General features: G+C 71.5%; 19 protein-coding genes. 10 read left to right on the forward strand and 9 right to left on the reverse strand.

Translation table 11 applies throughout. The features are described 5' to 3' along the window. Nucleotides 1-6 precede the first annotated feature (6 nt). The 3 genes from ACFV7R_RS11245 to rsmI form a co-directional block, all read right to left on the reverse strand. Nucleotides 7-900 (reverse strand): TatD family hydrolase, encoded by an 894-nt coding sequence (locus ACFV7R_RS11245; protein WP_385262425.1) that lies wholly within the window; start codon nucleotides 898-900, stop codon nucleotides 7-9. 48 nt (nucleotides 901-948) lie between these two features. Beyond that, complete coding sequence (locus ACFV7R_RS11250) at nucleotides 949-1344, reverse strand: hypothetical protein (RefSeq protein ID WP_385262427.1); 396 nt, start codon at nucleotides 1342-1344, stop codon at nucleotides 949-951. Nucleotides 1345-1627: 283 nt separating this feature from the next. Next, nucleotides 1628-2467 carry a 16S rRNA (cytidine(1402)-2'-O)-methyltransferase gene (gene rsmI / locus ACFV7R_RS11255; protein ID WP_385262430.1) on the reverse strand — a complete coding sequence of 280 codons (840 nt, stop codon included), beginning with the start codon at nucleotides 2465-2467 and terminating at the stop codon, nucleotides 1628-1630. 62 nt (nucleotides 2468-2529) lie between these two features. On the opposite strand from rsmI, the gene ACFV7R_RS11260 reads away from it, so the two are divergent. The 3 genes from ACFV7R_RS11260 (at nucleotide 2530) to ACFV7R_RS11270 (ending at nucleotide 7818) form a co-directional block, all read left to right on the forward strand. Further along, complete coding sequence (locus tag ACFV7R_RS11260; RefSeq protein ID WP_385262433.1) at nucleotides 2530-4275, forward strand: dolichyl-phosphate-mannose--protein mannosyltransferase; 1746 nt, start codon at nucleotides 2530-2532, stop codon at nucleotides 4273-4275. Between the two features lie 90 nt (nucleotides 4276-4365). Beyond that, nucleotides 4366-5994, forward strand: a complete 1629-nt coding sequence (locus ACFV7R_RS11265) for a penicillin-binding transpeptidase domain-containing protein (RefSeq protein ID WP_385262434.1) — start codon at nucleotides 4366-4368, stop codon at nucleotides 5992-5994. 150 nt (nucleotides 5995-6144) lie between these two features. Then, on the forward strand, nucleotides 6145-7818 hold the full coding sequence (locus ACFV7R_RS11270) for a penicillin-binding transpeptidase domain-containing protein (RefSeq protein WP_385262436.1): 1674 nt from the start codon (nucleotides 6145-6147) through the stop codon (nucleotides 7816-7818). 111 nt (nucleotides 7819-7929) lie between these two features. On the opposite strand, the gene ACFV7R_RS11275 is transcribed toward ACFV7R_RS11270, so the two are convergent. Further along, entirely contained in the window at nucleotides 7930-8289 is a 360-nt protein-coding gene (locus ACFV7R_RS11275) for an SsgA family sporulation/cell division regulator (protein ID WP_385262438.1), read from the reverse strand. Nucleotides 8290-8469: 180 nt separating this feature from the next. Between ACFV7R_RS11275 and ACFV7R_RS11280 the strand changes: the two genes are divergently transcribed. The 6 genes from ACFV7R_RS11280 (at nucleotide 8470) to ACFV7R_RS11305 (ending at nucleotide 13447) form a co-directional block, all read left to right on the forward strand. Further along, a complete protein-coding gene (locus tag ACFV7R_RS11280; protein ID WP_385262440.1) occupies nucleotides 8470-9537 on the forward strand; it encodes an energy-coupling factor ABC transporter permease in 1068 nt (355 codons plus the stop codon). Nucleotide 9538: 1 nt separating this feature from the next. Further along, nucleotides 9539-10300, forward strand: a complete 762-nt coding sequence (gene cbiQ / locus ACFV7R_RS11285; protein ID WP_385262442.1) for a cobalt ECF transporter T component CbiQ — start codon at nucleotides 9539-9541, stop codon at nucleotides 10298-10300. Next, nucleotides 10288-11061 (forward strand): energy-coupling factor ABC transporter ATP-binding protein, encoded by a 774-nt coding sequence (locus ACFV7R_RS11290; RefSeq protein ID WP_385262444.1) that lies wholly within the window; start codon nucleotides 10288-10290, stop codon nucleotides 11059-11061. The genes cbiQ and ACFV7R_RS11290 overlap by 13 nt, the downstream gene beginning before the upstream one ends. 46 nt (nucleotides 11062-11107) lie before the next feature. Then, nucleotides 11108-11569 carry a MarR family winged helix-turn-helix transcriptional regulator gene (locus tag ACFV7R_RS11295; RefSeq protein ID WP_385262446.1) on the forward strand — a complete coding sequence of 154 codons (462 nt, stop codon included), beginning with the start codon at nucleotides 11108-11110 and terminating at the stop codon, nucleotides 11567-11569. Nucleotides 11570-11718: 149 nt separating this feature from the next. Continuing rightward, the gene (locus ACFV7R_RS11300; protein ID WP_385262447.1) at nucleotides 11719-12189 is read left to right on the forward strand and encodes an organic hydroperoxide resistance protein; all 471 of its coding nucleotides are present in this window, start codon (nucleotides 11719-11721) and stop codon (nucleotides 12187-12189) included. A gap of 97 nt (nucleotides 12190-12286) precedes the next feature. Further along, the gene (locus ACFV7R_RS11305) at nucleotides 12287-13447 is read left to right on the forward strand and encodes a serine hydrolase domain-containing protein (RefSeq protein WP_385262835.1); all 1161 of its coding nucleotides are present in this window, start codon (nucleotides 12287-12289) and stop codon (nucleotides 13445-13447) included. Between the two features lie 14 nt (nucleotides 13448-13461). Here the strand turns inward: ACFV7R_RS11305 and ACFV7R_RS11310 are convergent, their stop codons facing one another. After that, nucleotides 13462-14004 carry a hypothetical protein gene (locus ACFV7R_RS11310; protein WP_129799944.1) on the reverse strand — a complete coding sequence of 181 codons (543 nt, stop codon included), beginning with the start codon at nucleotides 14002-14004 and terminating at the stop codon, nucleotides 13462-13464. Between the two features lie 151 nt (nucleotides 14005-14155). Continuing rightward, a complete protein-coding gene (locus tag ACFV7R_RS11315; RefSeq protein ID WP_129799945.1) occupies nucleotides 14156-14431 on the reverse strand; it encodes a DUF1876 domain-containing protein in 276 nt (91 codons plus the stop codon). Nucleotides 14432-14587: 156 nt separating this feature from the next. Between ACFV7R_RS11315 and ACFV7R_RS11320 the strand changes: the two genes are divergently transcribed. Next, nucleotides 14588-16072 carry a metallophosphoesterase gene (locus tag ACFV7R_RS11320; RefSeq protein WP_385262448.1) on the forward strand — a complete coding sequence of 495 codons (1485 nt, stop codon included), beginning with the start codon at nucleotides 14588-14590 and terminating at the stop codon, nucleotides 16070-16072. 106 nt (nucleotides 16073-16178) lie between these two features. Here the strand turns inward: ACFV7R_RS11320 and ACFV7R_RS11325 are convergent, their stop codons facing one another. From ACFV7R_RS11325 to ACFV7R_RS11335, 3 genes are all read right to left on the reverse strand, one after another. Further along, nucleotides 16179-17018, reverse strand: coding sequence for an EamA family transporter (locus tag ACFV7R_RS11325; RefSeq protein ID WP_385262450.1), 840 nt, complete (start codon nucleotides 17016-17018; stop codon nucleotides 16179-16181). Then, nucleotides 17015-17533 carry a YbaK/EbsC family protein gene (locus ACFV7R_RS11330; protein WP_385262453.1) on the reverse strand — a complete coding sequence of 173 codons (519 nt, stop codon included), beginning with the start codon at nucleotides 17531-17533 and terminating at the stop codon, nucleotides 17015-17017. The genes ACFV7R_RS11325 and ACFV7R_RS11330 overlap by 4 nt, the downstream gene beginning before the upstream one ends. Before the next feature lie 1095 nt (nucleotides 17534-18628). Beyond that, nucleotides 18629-18853 carry a hypothetical protein gene (locus ACFV7R_RS11335; RefSeq protein ID WP_385262456.1) on the reverse strand — a complete coding sequence of 75 codons (225 nt, stop codon included), beginning with the start codon at nucleotides 18851-18853 and terminating at the stop codon, nucleotides 18629-18631. Between the last annotated feature and the right edge of the window lie 33 nt (nucleotides 18854-18886).

Raw genomic sequence — 18886 nt, forward strand, 5'->3', positions numbered from 1 at the left:
ACGCGACTACACAGCGTGGTGCGTTATGGGTCGGTAACCGAAGGCACGCGCCGTGTTCGCGCCGAGGGCCGTCGCCAGTGCGTCCTCGTCGATGCCGCGCACGGCAGCCATCGCGCGCACCGTGACCGGAACGAGATACGGGGCGTTGGGCCGTCCGCGGTACGGCGCCGGCGTCAGGAACGGCGCGTCGGTCTCCACCAGCACCAGCTCCAGCGGGGCCACGGCGAGCGCGTCCCGCAGGTTCTGGGCGTTCTTGAAGGTGACGTTTCCGGCGAAGGACATGTAGTAGCCGGCGCGGGCGCACAGCTCCGCCATCTCCGCGTCACCGGAGTAGCAGTGGAAGACGGTCCGCTCGGGCGCGCCCTCCTCCTTCAGGACCCGCAGCACATCCGCATGAGCCTCTCGGTCGTGGATGACCAGCGCCTTGCCGTGCCGCTTGGCGATCTCGATGTGGGCACGGAAGGACCGCTCCTGCGCCTCCTTGCCCTCGGGCCCGGTGCGGAAGTAGTCCAGTCCCGTCTCGCCGACCGCCTTCACGTGCGGCAGCGCGGCCAGCCGGTCGATCTCGGCGAGCGCCTCGTCGAGCCCGGCGTCACCGCCCGGCTCGCGCGCCCCCTGCCGCGACCAGCCGTCCGGATCCCCGTGGACGATGCGCGGGGCCTCGTTGGGATGCAGCGCGACGGCCGCGTGGACGTTCTCGTACGTCGCCGCCGTCTCGGCCGCCCACCGGGAGCCGTTCACGTCGCACCCCACCTGCACGACCGTCGTCACACCGACGGACGCGGCCTTCGCGAGACCCTCCTCCACCGTGCCGGACTGCATGTCGAGGTGGGTGTGGGAGTCGGCGACCGGGACCCGGAGGGGTTCGGGCAGGGGCGGGGCTTCGGCGGGGGAAGGCATGCCCCGATCCTACGAAAGGGCCATGCCTCCCCCGAGCCGCCGGCCGTCTCAGCTCGCCCGGCGCTGGAACGGGTGCAGGAGATCGGACAGGTGCCAGTGGTGGCGGTGCTCCCCGTCACCCGTCGGCGCCTCGGCGGACCTCGCCGGAGGGACCGGCCCGCGCCGGCGCGCCGCATCACGGACCGACGACACCTGCCCGGCCCGCATGATGCGCACCACATGCCCGTCACAGTTCCGGCACGTGGGCCGGCTCAGCGGCGACGGCACCACCCGCCCGTCCGCCATGTACATCACGAACTCGCGGCTCTCCGCGTCCGTGTGGTGCTCGATCTCGTACGACTGCTCCCAGCCGTGCCCGCAGCGCATGCAGGCGAAGGAATACGACTCGTCGACCACGGCGGTCGCCCCGTTGCGAAGGCCGGTCTGTCCAGTGATCTCGCTCATCACCAGCTCCTGTTGTCCGCTGGAGGGACGGATTACGTCCCGCCACCCAGTGGACTCCCGGGCGAGAGCGAACGCACGAAACCTGTCCAGTATTGGGCCGGACTTGGCCGTACCTTGCCAAAACGCCCGCGCTCTTTACCCACGCGTGGGACAGCGCCCCAAAGGGGCGCGGGGCTGTGACGATATGCGGCTCCTCCCCCACTCTCGGCTTCGCTCGAGCGGGGGGACCCCCACCGTGGGCGCGACAAGCCACACCGAACCCGCAGCCGCCCACGTTCCCCCCTCACTGGCGCTTGGCCGCAACCACCGCGTCGAAGACAACCCGCTTGGGCACCCCCACCTCCACCGCCACCGCAGCAATCGCCTCCTTGCGCCGCTCCCCCGCCTCCTCCCGCACCCGCACCCGCCGCACCATCTCCTCCGCGTCGACAGCCTCGGCCTTCTCCGGTGCCCCCTCGACCACGACGGTGATCTCCCCCCGCACCCCCTGCGCGGCCCATTCCGCGAGCTCCCCCAGCGAACCCCGCCTGACCTCCTCGTACGTCTTGGTCAGCTCCCGGCACACGGCGGCCCGCCGCTCCGCCCCGAACACCTCGGCCATCGCGGCGAGCGTGTCGTCGAGCCGATGCGGGGCCTCGAAGTAGACGAGCGTCCGGCGCTCGCCGGAGACCTCCCGCAGCCGTGACAGCCGCTCCCCCGCCTTGCGCGGCAGGAACCCCTCGAAGCAGAACCGGTCCACGGGCAGCCCGGACAGTGCGAGCGCGGTGAGCACGGCGGACGGACCGGGCACGGCCGTGACCTTGATGTCCTTCTCCACGGCCGCCGCGACCAGCCGGTACCCCGGGTCCGACACCGACGGCATCCCGGCGTCCGTCACCAGCAGCACGCGCGCGCCGCCGAGCAGTTCCTCGACCAGTTCCGGCGTACGGGCGGCTTCGTTGCCCTCGAAGTACGACACGACGCGCCCCTTGGGCGTGACACCCAGCGCCTGGGTGAGCCGCCGCAGCCGCCGCGTGTCCTCGGCGGCGACCACGTCGGCCCCGGCCAGCTCCTCGGCGAGCCGGGGCGGGGCGTCCGCAATGTCGCCGATGGGGGTGCCTGCCAGTACAAGGGTTCCAGTCACGTTTCCATCCTCGCAGGGGCGGTCCACGGGACTCCCACAGACCTGTTCCCTACGATGGCGCGGTGACCAGTACCGCGTCCTCCACGGACACCCGGCAGGAGCAGACCCCCCACGAGCAGCGGCCCTCGTGGCAGCAGCGGCTGCGCCGTTTCGGATACGTGCCGTCGGGATCCCGCGGCGATGTCCGGGACCGGCTGGTGCCGCCGTACACCGAGCCCTCCCCGCGGCTGTGGGCGAGCCTCGGCATCCGGCACACGCTCGCCGAACGGCTCGTCCGCTGGTCGGGCTGGGGCGGTCCGCTGCTGGTGACGCTGTTCGCGGGCGTGCTGCGGTTCTGGAACCTGGGCAACCCGAAGGCGGTGATATTCGACGAGACGTACTACGCCAAGGACGCGTGGGCGATCGTCCACCGCGGGTTCGAGGTCAACTGGGACAAGAACGTCAACGACCTCATCCTCTCCTCGAACGGGAACGTCCCGATCCCGACGGACGCGGCGTATGTCGTGCATCCGCCGGTCGGCAAGTACGTCATCGGGCTCGGCGAGCTGATGTTCGGGTTCAACCCGTTCGGCTGGCGGTTCATGACCGCACTGCTGGGCACTCTCTCCGTCCTGATGCTCTGCCGCATCGGCCGCCGCCTCTTCCGCTCCACGTTCCTCGGCTGCCTCGCGGGCGCGCTGGTGGCGGTGGACGGTCTGCACTTCGTGATGAGCCGTACGGCGCTGCTCGACGGTGTGCTGATGTTCTTCGTGCTGGCGGCGTTCGGCTGCCTGCTGATCGACCGCGACAAGGCGCGGGAGAAACTGGCCGCCGCGCTCCCGGCGGACGCCGACGGCAGGGTCCGCCCGGACGCGGACACGGCGGAGAACACGCGGATCGGCTGGCGCCCCTGGCGGCTGGCGGCGGGTCTGATGCTGGGCCTGGCCCTCGGCACCAAGTGGAACGGCCTGTACTTCCTGGCCGCGTTCGGCATCATGACGGTCCTGTGGGACATCGGCTCCCGCAAGGTGGCGGGCGCCCGTCACCCGTACATGGCGGTGATCAAGCGCGATCTGGGCTGGGCGTTCCTGTGCACGGTGCCGGTCGCCGTCGCCACCTACCTCGCCTCCTGGACCGGCTGGATCCTCTCCGCCACCGACGGTTCCGGCGGCTACTACCGCAACTGGGCCGCGACCGACGGCAAGAACAGCAGCTGGTCCTGGCTCTTCCCGGACTGGTGGCGCAGCCTGTGGCACTACGAGCACCAGGTGTACGAGTTCCACGTCGGCCTCTCCTCGCCGCACACGTACCAGTCCAACCCGTGGAGCTGGCTCGTCACCGGCCGCCCGGTGTCGTACTTCTACGAGTCACCGGCCCCCGGCAAGGACGGCTGCCCGCTCGACGCCGGCGAGAAGTGCGCCCGCGAGGTGCTGGCGCTGGGCACGCCGATGCTGTGGTGGGTGGCCTGCTTCGCGCTCCTGTACGTCCTGTGGCGCTGGTTCTTCCGCCGCGACTGGCGGGCGGGCGCGATCGCCTGCGGGATCGCGGCGGGTTATCTGCCCTGGTTCATGTACCAGGAGCGGACGATCTTCTTCTTCTACGCCGTGGTCTTCGTGCCGTTCCTCTGTCTGGCAGTGGCGATGCTGGCCGGCGCGCTGATCGGCCCGGCCCGCTCGAGCGACACCCGCCGGGTGGCGGGCGCGACGGGTGCGGGCGTACTGGTGCTGCTGATCGCGTGGAACTTCATCTACTTCTGGCCCATCTACACCGGACAGGCGATCCCGATCGACGACTGGCGTTCACGGATGTGGCTGGACACCTGGGTCTGACGACCGGTCTAACAATCTGAGAAACACCCACCCCTCCCTTCACAGCTCCCGCTTAGAGTGCGGAGATCGAGCAGGGGGAGGGGGCGCATCGTGCGCAAGGGGGTCAAGGCTGCCGTCGTCGGCAGTGTGTTCGCCGTGATGGTGGGAGGGGCCGGGTACGGCGCCTTCAACCTCGTGTCCGCGCTGAACGGTGACGGCTCAGCCGACTCGGCCGGCCAGGAGGCCGTCAAGACCGGGCCGCCCAGCAGTGCGGAGGTCGAGGAGACGACCCGCGCGTTCTTCGCCGCGTGGGAGAAGGCGCAGGGCGCGAAGGCGGCGTCGTACACGAACAACGCGTCGGAGGCCGAGCCGCTGCTGACCTCCTTCGGGCAGGACGCGCACCTCACCGCCGTGAAGATCACGCCCGGTGAGGCGACCGGCCGTACGGTCCCCTTCTCGGTGAAGGCGACGGTGTCGTACGACGGGAAGTCCAAGCCGCTCGCGTACGACAGCCGCCTCACCGTCGTCCGCGGGGTCACCACCGGGCGGGCGCTGGTCGACTGGAAGCCGTCCGTCGTCCATCCCGCCCTGAAGGACGGCGACACCCTCGTCACCGAGGAGGCGGCGAACCCGCCCATCGAGGCGGTCGACCGCGACGGCACCGTCCTGACGAAGGAGAAGCACCCCTCGCTGGGCCCCATCCTGGACGAGCTGCGCGCCCGCTACGGCGACAAGGCCGGCGGCACCCCCGGCGTCGAACTCGCCGTCCGGCACACGGCGGGCGAGGCGGCCGACACCTCGCTGCTGACCCTGTCCGAGGGCAAGCCGGGCAGACTGCCGACGACCCTCAGCGCGAGCGTGCAGGCGGCGGCCGAGAAGGCGGTCAAGGAGTACGACGAGTCGTCCGTGGTCGCCGTCAAACCGAGCACCGGCGAGGTGCTGGCGGTCGCCAACAACCGCACGGACGGCTGGAACGCGGCGTTCCTCGGCCAGGTGGCGCCCGGCTCCACGATGAAGATCCTCAGTGCGGCCATGCTCATCGACAACGGGCTCACCAGCATGAACGGTCCTGCGCCCTGTCCCGACTCGGCGATCTCGGAAAGCCAGACCTTCCACAACATCACCGGCATGACGCCCAACGAGAACGCGACCCTCTCCGAGAGCTTCGCCCGCTCCTGCAACACGGCCTTCATCAAGTTCGCGGACGAGGTGCAGGTGGACTCCCTGACCAAGGAGGCGCAGGAACGCTTCGGGCTCGGCCAGGACAACTGGAAGGTCGGCATCCCCTCCTTCGACGGCTCGGTCCCCGCCGCCGGCGGCCCGGACACCGCGGCCAACATGATCGGCCAGGGCCAGGTCCAGATGAGCCCGCTGAACATGGCCTCGGTGACGTCGACGGCGATGACGGGTACGTTCCGGCAGCCGGTGATCGTGCCGCAGCGCCTCGACGACCGTGAACTGGCCCGGGCGCAGGGCCTGTCGGGCGGCACCGTCGCCCAGCTGCGCGCCATGATGAACCGCACCGCCACCAGCGGCACCGCGGCCGGTGTGATGTCCCGGCTGGGCGGCGACATCGGGGCGAAGACCGGTTCGGCGGAGGTGGACGGGCAGGCCAAGGCCAACAGCTGGTTCACTGGCTATCGCAACGACGTTGCGGCGGCGGCCATGGCCCAGCAGGGCGGTCGCGGCGGTGACGCGGCCGGTCCGATCGTGGCGGCCGTCCTGCGGGCGGGTGGCTGATGTCACCCACATCTCACCCGCACAGGACGGGACTCTAGGGTGGGGCCGTCGTTGGGGACTGTGAGTGCTACGAGGCCGGTACGGCCGCACGGGTCGTAGCCGGCCATGCGGGGCGGCGGGACCCGGGAATGCGCGGAGGATCGGGAAGCAGTGGGCAAGAGAAGGCGCGTCGCCGAGCGACGGAAGACGAAGCCCGCCGTCATCGGCGGGATGATCGCCGTGGTCGTCGGCGGTGCCGGGATCGGCGCCTACGCGCTGTTCGGTGGCGGGGCCGCGGCCGAGGACGGCACGTCGGCGACCTCCGCCGGCGGGAAGAAGTCCGTGAAGACCGGCCCGCTGTCGGCCACCGAGGTCACCACCGCCGCCCGGGAGTTCCTCACGGCCTGGCAGCAGGGCCGGGTGCCGCAGGCCGCGGCCGCCACGGACGACGCCACCGCGGCGAAGACCCTGCTGACCGCCTACGCCAAGGACGCCCACATCGAGGACGTCACGCTCACCCCCGGCACCCGCACGGGCGACCGGCTCCCGTTCACCGTGAAGGGCACGGTGTCGTACAAGGGGGTCAGCAAGCCGCTGTCGTACGACAGTTCACTGAAGGTCGTACGACAGGACACGGACGGCACGCCGATCGTCGCCTGGGAGCCGTCCGTCGTGCACCCCGACCTGCGCGACGGCGACCGGCTGGTGACCGGCGAGTCCGGGACCCCGCCGGTGACGGCGCTGGACCGGGACGGCGGGGAGCTGACGACGAAGGAGTACCCGTCGCTGGGGCCGGTGCTGGACGGGCTGCGCGAGAAGTACGGCAAGACGGCGGGCGGCAAGGCGGGCGTCGAGCTCCAGGTGATCCGCGGGAAGGCCTCCCAGGCCAAGGAGCTGTCCGACAAGACGTTGCTGGAGCTGAGCGAGGGCACACCGGGCAAGGTGAAGACGACGCTCAGCCCGTCGATGCAGGCGGCGGCGGAGGACCAGGTCGCCTCGAAGGCGCGGGCGTCGGTGGTCGTGCTGCGGCCCTCGACGGGCGAGATCCTGGCGGTCGCGAACGCCTCCCGCGGCTTCAACACCGCCTTCCAGGGCTCGCTGGCGCCCGGTTCGACGATGAAGGTCATCACGTCGTCACTGCTGATCGAGAAGGGGCTGGCGTCCTCGGACAAGCAGCATCCGTGCCCCAAGTACTTCTCGTACGGCGGCTGGAAGTTCCAGAACGACGACAAGTTCCAGATCAAGGGCGGGACGTTCAAGGCGAGCTTCGCGCGGTCCTGCAACACGGCGTTCATCAGCCAGGCGCCCGAACTGGCCGACGACGATCTGACCAAGCAGGCGCAGCAGGTGTTCGGCCTGTCGCAGAACAACTGGTCGGTCGGCGTACCGACCTTCGACGGTGCCGTGCCGGTGCAGTCCGACGCCCAGATGGCGGCGTCGCTCATCGGTCAGGGCGGGGTGCGGATGAACCCGCTGAACATGGCGTCGGTGTCGGCGACGATCAAGTCGGGCGTCTTCCACCAGCCGTACCTGGTCGCCCCGTCGGTGGACGGGCGCAAGCTGGCCACGGCCTCGCGCACGCTGTCCGCGTCCGCCCTGTCGCAGCTGCGGGAGCTGATGGCCTACACAGCGGCGTACGGTACGGCGGCGGAGGCGATGGCGGGAGTCACCGGTGACGTCGGTGCGAAGACCGGATCCGCCGAGGTCGACGGTCAGAAGAAGCCCAACGGCTGGTTCACCGCGTACCGGGGTGACCTGGCCGCCGCGGGTGTCGTCCAGTCGGCCGGGCACGGCGGGGAGACGGCCGGACCGATCGTGGCGGCGCTGCTGAAGCAGGGCGGCTGACGCGCAAGCGCTCCGCCGGGAGTGCCGGCATGGGCCGTCGGTCGTCTGTGGCGCCCTCGTGGCTGGTCGCGCAGTGCCCCGCGCCCCTTCAGGGCACTCCGCCCGACCTGCTCAGCTGTGTACCGGCGTCGCAGCCGCCAGGTACGTCCGGTGCAGGAAGCGGATCAGGGTCTTCATCTCGAACCGCACGACCGCCGTGCCCTGCGGGGAGTGGAACTCGACCACGGCCTGCACCCGCCCGCACGGCCACACCCGTACCTCGCCGTCGCCGGCCGGTGCGCGCAGGCCCTGTTCGAGCAGGGACCGGGAGAAGGACCACTCGTGCGGGCCGGGCAGACGTATGCGGACCGCGCGCGGGTCGATGTCGGGGTCGTAGCGCAGAACGACCGGAACCGCTCCCTTCTCCTCGAGTACCTGGACGTCCTCGTCCGTGACGATCTGGGCTCGCGCGTACTGTTCGACTACAGACATCGGACGGCCCCTTCACCCTGCGTGAGCTGTGCGAAAGCTATGAATCCGCTTCCACCCCCAATGTGCCATATTTTCAGGATTATGCTCGCCGGACGGGCGATGTCCCATGCGCACGCATAGAACAACAGGAGACCGACTCGCTCTTGCAAGGCATTCGCATTAGGCCACTATCATCGAACGGTGCATGTACCTGACGGATTCATCAACGCCCCCACCTCCGCCGTGGCCGGCGTCGTCGCCGCGGGCACCGTCGCCGTCAGTCTGCGCGGCGCGCGCCGCGAACTCGACGAGCGCACCGCGCCGCTGGCCGGTCTCGTGGCGGCGTTCATCTTCGCGGTGCAGATGCTGAACTTCCCGGTCGCGGCCGGGACCAGCGGACATCTGCTGGGCGGCGCCCTCGCCGCGATACTCGTCGGCCCCTACACCGGCGTCCTGTGCATATCCGTGGTCCTGCTGATGCAGGGCATCCTCTTCGCGGACGGCGGCCTGACCGCACTGGGCGTGAACATCACCGACATGGCGATCGTCGGTGTCGTCGTCGCCTACGTCGTCTTCCGCGGCCTGGTGAAGGTGCTGCCGCACAGCCGGCGCTCGATCACCGCGGCCTCCTTCGTCGCCGCCCTGGTGTCGGTGCCGGCCGCCGCCCTCGCCTTCACGCTGCTCTACGCGATCGGCGGCACCACCGACGTCTCCATCGGCAAGGTCACCACCGCCATGGTCGGCGTCCACATCCTCATCGGCATCGGCGAGGCCGCGATCACCGCGCTCACCGTCGGCGCCGTCGTCGCCGTCCGGCCGGACCTCGTGTACGGCGCCCGTGACCTGCGCCGGCCGCTGAAGCTGCGGGTCGGCGGCGAACTCGTCGACGCGCCCGCCGCGGAACCGGTCGCGGTCGCCGCGCGCTCTCACCGCAAGGTCTGGCTCGCCGGCCTCGTCACCTCCCTCGTCCTCGCCGGTTTCGTCAGCTTCTACGCCTCCGCCAGCCCCGACGGCCTGGAGAAGGTCGCCGAGGACAAGGGCTTCGCCGAGTCCGCCGAGGAACACGACATCGCCGACTCCCCGCTCGCCGACTACGGCGTCAAGGACATCGACAACGCCCGTCTGTCCGGCGGTCTCGCCGGTGTGATCGGCGTCGGCGTCACCGTCGTCGCGGGCAGCGGCATCTTCTGGGCGGTGCGCCGCCGGCGCAGCGACGAGGGAACCGACGTGTCGCCCGCCTCACCCACGAACACGAACACGGGCGTCTGACATGGGTGCGGGCCACGCCCACAAGCTCTACCGGGCGGGGTCCTCACCCGTGCACGCCCTGCCGCCGCACACCAAGCTCGCCGCCGGCTTCGCCTTCGTCGTGGTCGTGGTGTCCACACCGCGGGAGGCGATGTGGGCGTTCGGGGCGTACGCCGTGCTGCTGGGCGTCGTCGCCGCCGTCGCGCGCGTGCCCGCCGGTTTTCTGCTCAAACGGCTGCTGATCGAGGTGCCGTTCGTCGCGTTCGCCGTGCTGCTGCCGTTCGTCGCGGAGGGCGAGCGCACCGAGGTGCTGGGCATGTCGCTGAGCGTCAGCGGACTGTGGGGCGCCTGGAACGTGCTCGCCAAGGGCACGCTGGGCGTCGCCGCGTCCGTGCTGCTGGCCTCCACCACCGAACTGCGGGAGCTGCTGCTCGGCCTGCAGCGGCTGAAGCTGCCGCCGCTGCTGGTGCAGATCGCCTCGTTCATGATCCGGTACGGCGATCTCATCACCGACGAGATGCGGCGGATGCGCATCGCGCGGGAGTCACGGGGCTTCGAGGCGCGCGGCATACGGCACTGGGGGGTGCTGGCGGAGTCCGCCGGGGCCCTGTTCATCCGCTCCTACGAGCGCGGTGAGCGCGTGCATCTCGCGATGGTCAGCCGTGGCTACGCCGGTGTGATGCCGGTGATCGACGAGGTGACCGCGTCCCGGGCACAGTGGTCGTACGCCCTCGCGCTGCCGTGTGCCGCTCTTGTCGTCTGTCTGCTGGGATGGGTGCTGTGACTGCTTCTGCCTCGCTGGAGGTCTCGGGCCTCGCCTTCGCCTACCCCGACGGCCACCAGGCTCTGTTCGGCGTGGACTTCCGGGTCGAACGCGGGGAGCGGGTCGCGCTGCTCGGGCCGAACGGGGCCGGCAAGACCACGCTGGTGCTGCACCTCAACGGCATCCTGAGCGGCGGCACGGGCTCGGTGCGGGTGGCCGGGCTGCCCGTCGGCAAGAAGAACATGGCCGAGATCCGGCGCCGCGTCGGCATCGTCTTCCAGGATCCGGACGACCAGCTCTTCATGCCGACCGTCCGCGAGGACGTCGCCTTCGGGCCGGCCGCGGCGGGGCTGACGGGGGCGGAACTCCAGGCGCGCGTGCAGCGGGCGCTGGAACAGGTGGGGATGGCCGGCTTCCAGGACCGGCCCCCGCACCATCTGTCCTTCGGGCAGCGGCGCCGGGTGGCCGTCGCGACCGTGCTGGCCATGGAGCCGGAGATCCTCGTCCTGGACGAGCCGTCCTCCAACCTCGACCCGGCCTCCCGTCGCGAACTGGCCGACATCCTGCGCTCCTTGGACGTGACCGTGCTCATGGTCACCCACGACCTGCCGTACGCCCTCGAGTTGTGCCCGCGCTCGCTGATCCTGAGCGACGGCGTCATCGCCGCCGACGGTCCGACCGGCGACCTGCTCGGCGACGACGAGCTCATGCGGGCGCACCGTCTGGAGCTGCCCTTCGGCTTCGACCCACGGTCGGTGCCGGCCGGGTCGGGGCCCGCGTGACGCGTTTCCGTGACCGCCGTCCCCCGGCGTCCGTGACAATGGGCGCGTGACGGAACACGAGGACGCCGGGTCGCTGCTGCTGGACGAGCAGCTGTGCTTCGCGCTGTACGCCGCCCAGCGCGCGGTGACGGCCGCGTACCGCCCGCTCCTCGACGAGCTCGGTCTGACCTACCCGCAGTACCTCGTGCTGCTCGTCCTGTGGGAGCGCGGCGAGACCACGGTCAAGGAGCTGGCGGCGGCGCTCCGGCTCGACTACGGCACGGTGTCACCGCTGCTCAAGCGGCTTGCGGCGGCGGGGCTCGTACGCCGGGAGCGTGCGGCGCACGACGAGCGCTCGGTGCTGGTTGCCTGCACGGAGCGCGCGGAGGAACTGAGGGAGCGTGCGACTCGCGTGCCGGGCGCGCTGCTCGCGACGACGGGGCTCGGCGCGGCGGAGGTCGCACGGTTGCGCGAGGAGTTGTGGCAGCTCGCGCAGCGGGCGGGAGCGGCGGCCGAGAGCGCCCGCTGACGACGCACACAGCGCACCGCGCACGGTGTTACCTCCGGTCACTACCCCCCAGTAGCCCAACAAGCCCTACCCGCCAGTACCTTGTGCACGATGTACTTGCACGCTGCTGTGCTGTCTGCCGTTGTGTCCGCTCTGGGGGAGGTCCTGCCGTGACCGAAGACACCGCTGTCGAGACCGCCGTCGACACCGTCCTCGACACCCGCCCGACGAAGATCATGTATGTCGCCGAGGCCACCGCGCACGGCGGCCGGGACGGCTATGTCACCAGTCAGGACGGCCAGATCGAACTGAAGGTGGCGATGCCTCCGGAACTCGGCGGCGACGGCAACGGCACCAACCCGGAGCAGCTGTTCGCGGCCGGCTACAGCTCCTGCTTCCACAACGCGCTGGTCCTGGTCGGCCGTCGGGCGGGCTACGACCTGACGGGTTCCGCGGTCGCCGCGAAGGTCGGCATCGGCCCCAACAAGCAGCGCGGCTACGGCCTCGCGGTCGCGCTCAGCGTCTCCCTGCCCGTCCTCGACGCGGACATCGCCACGAAGCTGGTCGACGCCGCCCACGAGGTCTGCCCGTACTCGAACGCGACCCGCGGCAACATCGACGTCACGATTCTGCTGGGATGACGAATGGGGTGACGAAAACCACCCGGAACCAGGGAATCGCAGGCCGTACGTCCGCGCTGGACCCACCGTCACAGGCGTGAGTGAACGGAGTACGGACGTGGATGTGCACGGCACGGTTGCCGAGGGCTTCGAGCCGGTCAGGGCAGCGTTCGTACGGAACTTCGAGGCGCTCGGCGACCGCGGCGCGGCCGTGGTCGTCCACCGCGACGGGCACAAGGTCGTCGACCTGTGGGGCGGCACGAAGGACGTCGACGGCAGTGAGCCGTGGGAGCAGGGCACCGCACAGATCGTGCGCTCGGCGACCAAGGGCGTCGCCGCCGCCGCACTCCTGCTGCTGCACCAGCGCGGCGAGCTGGACCTGGACGCGCGGGTCGGCGAGTGGTGGCCGGAGTACAAGGCGGCCGGCAAGGAGCGGACCCTCGTACGGCATCTGCTCACCCATCGCGCGGGGGTGCCGGTCCTGGACCGTCCGCTGACCCCGTCGGAGGCGGCCGACCCGGACCTCGGCGCCGCGGCGGTCGCCGCGCAGACGCCGGTGTGGGAGCCGGGAGCGGACCACGGGTACCACGCGCAGACGTACAGCTGGCTGGTCGGCGAGCTGATACGGCGGGTCACCGGGCGTGAGGTCGGTGAGTGGATCGCGGACGAGATCGCGGGCCCGGTCGGCGCCGACCTGTGGCTGGGGCTCCCCGCGGACCGGGCCGCCCGGGTCGGACGCGTCGGGCAGGTGGCGCCCCCGGAGGCGGCCGGCGCACTGAAGACGCGCCCCAAACGAGCCGTGGCCGACGCCTACGCCGACCCCGCGTCCCTCACCCGGCGCGCCTTCGCCGCGATCACGCCCCTGCCCGACGAGAACGACCCCGCCTACCGCGCCGCCGCCCTCCCCGCCTCCAACGGCATCGCCACGGCGGAGGGCCTGTCCCGCTTCTACGCCGCGCTGATCGGCAACGTGGACGGCGGACAGCGCCTGTTCACCCCGGAGACGGCCGAACTCGCCCGCGCCGAGCAGTCCGCGGGCCCCGACCGCACCCTCGTCGTCACCACCCGCTTCGGCCTCGGCTACATGCTGGACGGCGCCGCCTCCCCGCTGCTCTCCCCGGCCTCCTTCGGCCACCCGGGCCGCGGCGGCGCCCTCGGTTTCGCCGACCCGGAGGCCGGCATCGCCTTCGGCTATGTCACGAACGGCTTCCGCAAGAGCGTCACGGCGGACCCGAGGGCCCAGGCACTGGTACGCGCGGTACGCCAGGCGATCGCGTAGCGACCACTGGTGGGTCACTTCGTGACGGCCCGGAACTGCCACGCCTGACGCACGTCGCCCTTCCGGGGGAGCTGAAGGTCGACGCGGGGCGGGTAGACCGCCAACGGGCTCCGGTCGAGGACCAGTTCGCTGTCGGGAGCCTGGAGGTGGAAGGCGAGGAAGCCCCTGCCCGTGTGCAGCGCCGGGCTCAGCCCCCACTCGTACGGGGTGCTCGTCGTCACGGCGAACCGGTGCGGCCGGAACGTGCCCTGATGGCCCACGTAGGTGTTCTGCCGGATGTTGCGCAGGGCGATGTTGCCGTGGGTGAGCCGCACCACCTCCCACTCCTGGGCGCCCGGCGCCGCACCGGGCGGCAGGATGACGAGGGGTTCGTCGACGCCCTGGGCGGTGAGGAGCTGCCCGGGGTTCTTGGCGATGGTGTAGGTCCCGCCGGCCAGGGGCGCCGGCCGGCTCGTGGCGGCCGCCGCCCGGGGGGCACCGGCGGTGAACAGGGCGGCCAGACTGGTGGCGGCGACGGTGCCGAGCGCACGGCGTCGGCTCAGAGGCTGTTGCGTCATGCGCCGATCGTGCCGCGTCGCCGCCTCTCGTGAACCGCCCTGAGCCCGTTTGACCAGGCCTTTCCCCCGGTCGGGCGACCTGACGGCCACCTCCGGTTGTGCGTACGGTCAGGACGTAACCGCCGAGACGTACGACTAGGACGTACGGCGATCAGACGTGAATCGGGTGCGACGTCCGCCCGGACACCGAGTCGATCTCGCCGTGCGCCTTGGTGAGCAGTTGCATCGCGAGCTCGTTGAGCGCCCGCGCCCCAGCGATCTCCTCGCCCACCCTCGGCTGATTAGGGTCGGTGTGGTGCCTGCTGGCGTGCCCGTGGGCCCGAACCTCACTTCCGTCGGGCAAGCGCACCAACGCGGCTGCCTTCGTGTGCGTGTCGTCCTCCTGGAACTCCAGCTCGACATGCCATCCCACAGCGGTGTGCATCATGACGATCTCCTCCGGAACCCGTGTTTCCAGGGCTGCTTCCAGGGTGCCCCTTCGATGCCCGAGTTGTCGCGCTTCCATCGCACTTGCCGCGCTCCGGACCCGATGCCGCCGCCGTGACCACGGCCGCCGTTCACTGCCGTAGGGCACGAGGACGGCATGCGCTGCTGCCTCTCCGCTCTGTCCGCCCTGTCTGCGCTCCCCGCTCCCCATCACGTCCTGCGCTCCGCCGCGTTGCTCACCCCCGTCCTCCTGCACGGCCTGCGCACCCCGGCCCCCACCCACGCCCGGCACCCCGACGCCGTCGCCGCCGTCCACCTGGAACTGGTCACCCTCACCGAGGACCACGCCGTCCTCACCTGGTTCACCGGCGTGCCCGGCACCGACGACAGCCTCGGCCGGATGGTGCCGGCGATCACCGAGGGCGAGGTGGTGTACGGCACCCATCCCGCGCGGCTGAACCGGGTCGCGGGCGAGGACCGCCCCACCGCCCACCATCACGTCGAACTCACCGGCCTGGAGCCCGGCCAGACGTACTACTACCAGGCCCGTTCCCGGGGCGTCGCCGCCACACCCACCCCGCTCCACCTGACCGGCGGCAACGCCGTCGGCACCTCCCGGCACGGCCTCGGCTCCCCCGGCGGCCCCTACTCCTTCACCACTCCCCAGCCCCCGCCCGGCCGCCACCTGCTCTCCCTGGCCCTCTGCAACGACCTTCACCTCGGCGAGACCACGGCCGGTCTGGTGGCCGGCCTGCCCCTGCTGCGCGGGGTCTCCCAGGCCCCGGGCAGAGCGCCGTACCCGGAGATCACGACCCGGGCGGTGGTGACGGAGGCACAGCGCCGCGGTGCGCACCTCCTGCTGGCCGCCGGGGACATATCGGCGGGCGGCGCGCCCCGCGACCTGGCCACGGCCCGCCGCATCCTGGACGGTTTCGGCGTCCTCGGCCGCGACTACTTCGTCGTACGCGGCAACCACGACCGCTCCGGACCCGACGGCGACACGTTCCGGACGGGTTTCCCCGGCCTCCCCTACTTCGCCCATGCCCTGGGCGGACTGCGCATCATCGGCCTCGACACCTACACGAAGGCGGGCACCGGCGCCGACTCGGGCGGGATGGGCGCGGAACAGCTGTCATGGCTGCGGACGCGACTGCGGGAGGCGAGGGAACAGCCGACGCTCGTCTTCGGCCACCATCCGCTGACCGTGCGGGACTCGCTCTTCCCGGTGAGTGCGGGCCAGCGCCTGTCCCGGCGCGAGGCGCGCGCGATCCTCACCGCGTACGCCGGCGCGCGCGGCGTCTTCCTGCACCACGCCGGCCACACCCACCGCAACAAACGCACGGTGCTGCCGCAGGCCCCGCATGTCACCTTCCAGGAGGTCAGTGCCGTGAAGGACTACCCGGGCGGCTTCAGCCTGCTCCGGCTCCACTCCGGCGGCTACGCCCTCAACCACTACACGCCCCGCGACGCCCCCGCGCGCGCCTGGGCCGAACGCAGCCGCCGGGTGGCGGGCGGGCTGTGGCCGCACTACGCGCTCGGCCGCTCGGTCACCGACCGCAACAGCGTCCGCGCCCACGACCTGTCCGGCATCACCCGCCCGGCACCCCGGGACCCGGCGACGGGCCGGCTCACCGCGGCCTGAGCCGCAGGCCGACACCACTGACCGACGAACAAGACCGAACGGCCGGTTACCCTCCTCAACTCACCACAGCATCAACCCTCGACTCACCACAGCATCAACCCTCAACTCACCGCAGCATCAACCCGATCCCGGCCATCAGCAGCCCGGCGGCCACGATCCGTGGCGTACCGAACCGCTCCTTGAACACCACCGCTCCGATGGCCGCGCCGACGATGACCGAGGACTCGCGCAGTGCGGAGATGGGTGCGAGTTCCGCGCGGGTCTGCGCCCACAGGATCAGCGCGTACGCCCCCACGGACAGCCCCGCGCCCAGCAGTCCGAGCCCGAGGAACGGCCGCAGGCGGGCGGGCGTCTGCGCACGCCAGCGGTACACGGCGTACGCCGGAATCACCGCCCCCTGCACCGCCATCAGCCACGCGGTGTACCCGAGGGGCGACCCGGACGCCCGCACCCCCAGCCCGTCCACCACCGTGTACACCGCGATCGACAGCCCGGTCGCCAGCGCCGCCCCGATCGCCGCCCAGTCCGGCCGCCGCTCGCGCAGCCCCCACAGCGCGGCGCCGGTGAGCCCCGCGCAGCTCAGCGCGATACCGGCCACGACCCAGCCGTTCGGCACCTCGTGTGCGAAGACGGCGGCGAGCACGGTGACGGCCAGGGGCGCACTGCCGCGCGCGATCGGATACGCCTGCCCGAAGTCACCGAGCCGGAAGGACGTCATCAACAGCGCGTAGTAGACGATGTGGATGGCGGCGGAGGCGAAGAGATACGGCCACGCCCGCGCAGCCGGGAAGGCCACGAACGGCACGAGCGCGAGCCCGATGACCAGACCTCCGCCCGAGATGAGCGCGAACCCTACCAGCTTGTCGGTGATGCGGTGCGCGATCGCGTTCCAGCTCGCGTGGGTGATCGCGGCCAACAGCACGGCCGCGGTGACCAGCGGCGTCACGCAGCCCGCTCGCGCACGTCCACCAGGGTGCCGCCGGCGTGGGCGATCAGGGCCTTCGGTTCCATCGGGAACACGGTGTACGGCGTCCCGGCGGCGGCCCACACGACGTCGTGATCGAGCAGTGACCGATCGGCAAGCACCCGCGTCGCCGTCCGATGCCCGAACGGCGGTACGCCCCCGATGGCATACCCCGTCGTGTCCCTTACGACATCGGCGCCGGCCCGCGTCACCTTCTCGACTCCGAGCTCCCGCCGCACGAGCTCCACGTCGACCCGGGACGCCCCGTCCACGAGGACGAGCACCGGGACCCCATCCGCCGCGAAGACCAGCGACTTGCAGATCTGGCTCAGCTCGCACCCGATAGCGGCGGCGGCCTCGGCGGCGGTACGGGTCGCTTCCGGGAACCGGCGGACACGACCGCGCAGTTCACCGATCCCCAGCGCATCGAGGGCCTCGGCGAAACGGGGGTGGGCTTCGGAGCCGTCGTCCTTGAGGTCAGTGGCGGGATTCGTCATGCAGGGCACGCTAGCGGTGGGTGTAGGGGGCATGCGACTGGGTTACGGGGGATGGGATGGGGCCGGTTCTTGGTGGGTTGGCGGGGTGCCGGTGTGCCGGGGTTGGCGGCCAGGTCGGCTGGTGACGTGACCGTCGGGGCCGCCCGCTTCTTTGTCAGTGTCGTGCTTCCACGGCCCGAGTAAAGGGCGCTTCGCGTCGCCTTCGGCGATGGCCCTGCGGGCCACCCTTGACTCGGTCCGTTCCAGCACGGGTGAGAAGCGAGCGAGCGGCCCGGGAAGGCGGGTGGCCGAGGCAGGCGGTCACCTCCGTCGGCTGCGGAGCGGGCCGGGGTCGGCGGGCGCGGTCGCGCCTCGCATGCACGCCGGGTCGGCTCGGCGGCCTGCGGGTGGTGGATGGCGGGGGCGGGCGCGTCAGCGGGATGGGGGCACGCCGGGCCGGCTCAGCGGCTCGCGGTCGGTGGGTGGATGGCGGGGGTGGAGGCGGCGGGTTGGTGGGGCAGGCCACGCAACTCACATCACTGGCACACGAGCCTCACCGACCCCACTCCTGCAGGTGATTGGAGGATTTGTGCCACTAGCAGGCACCCACGACCTGGGCTTTCTCCCGGTGGGTGGCACAAATCCTCCACTCACTGCTCCTTGCCCGTGATCGGAGCAATCCGAGGGCGGACCACCGCCACCCCCCGGCGCCATGGCCGCCGAACCGACCGGCGTGCCACCACCCGGCAAACCGGACAACCTGGCGCACCCCGCCACCCACTCACCGCCAGCCGCCGAGCCCGCCCGGCGTGCCACCACCCCGCTGACACGCCCACCCCGCCACCCACCGACCGCAAGCCGCCAAACCCACCCGGCCTCCCCGCCGCGCCGATGCGCACCCACCACCCACCACCCGCAGGCCGCCAAGCCCGCCCGGCGTGCATGCGAGGCGCGACCGCGCCCGCCGACCCCGGACGCCGACGCAGCCGACGGAGGTGACCGCCTGCCTCGGCCACCCGCCTTTCCGGGCCGCTCGCTCGCTTCTCACCCGTGCTGGAGCGAGGCGAGTCAAGGGTCGGCCGCAGGCCGATCGGCGCAGCCGACGCGAAGCGCCCTTTACTCGGCTCGCGGAAGCACGACACTGACCAAGAAGCGGGCGGCCCCGACGGTCACGTCGAAGGGTGCGTCGAGGACAGTGCCGGACCTACGCCGGCCCCCTCCCGGCCCCCTCCCGGCCCCCTCCCGGCAGACCTTGAGCAGACGCCCCACCGCCTGGACCACCGGCTCGATCTCGTCCCCCGGTTCGACGTCCCAACCCGCTTCGTCCACACCGTCGTTCACGGCCACCCACCTCCGACGCGCACTCGTACCCGT

It is taken from the genome of Streptomyces sp. NPDC059866, assembly GCF_042731325.1.
GTDB classification, from domain to species: domain Bacteria; phylum Actinomycetota; class Actinomycetes; order Streptomycetales; family Streptomycetaceae; genus Streptomyces; species Streptomyces flavusporus.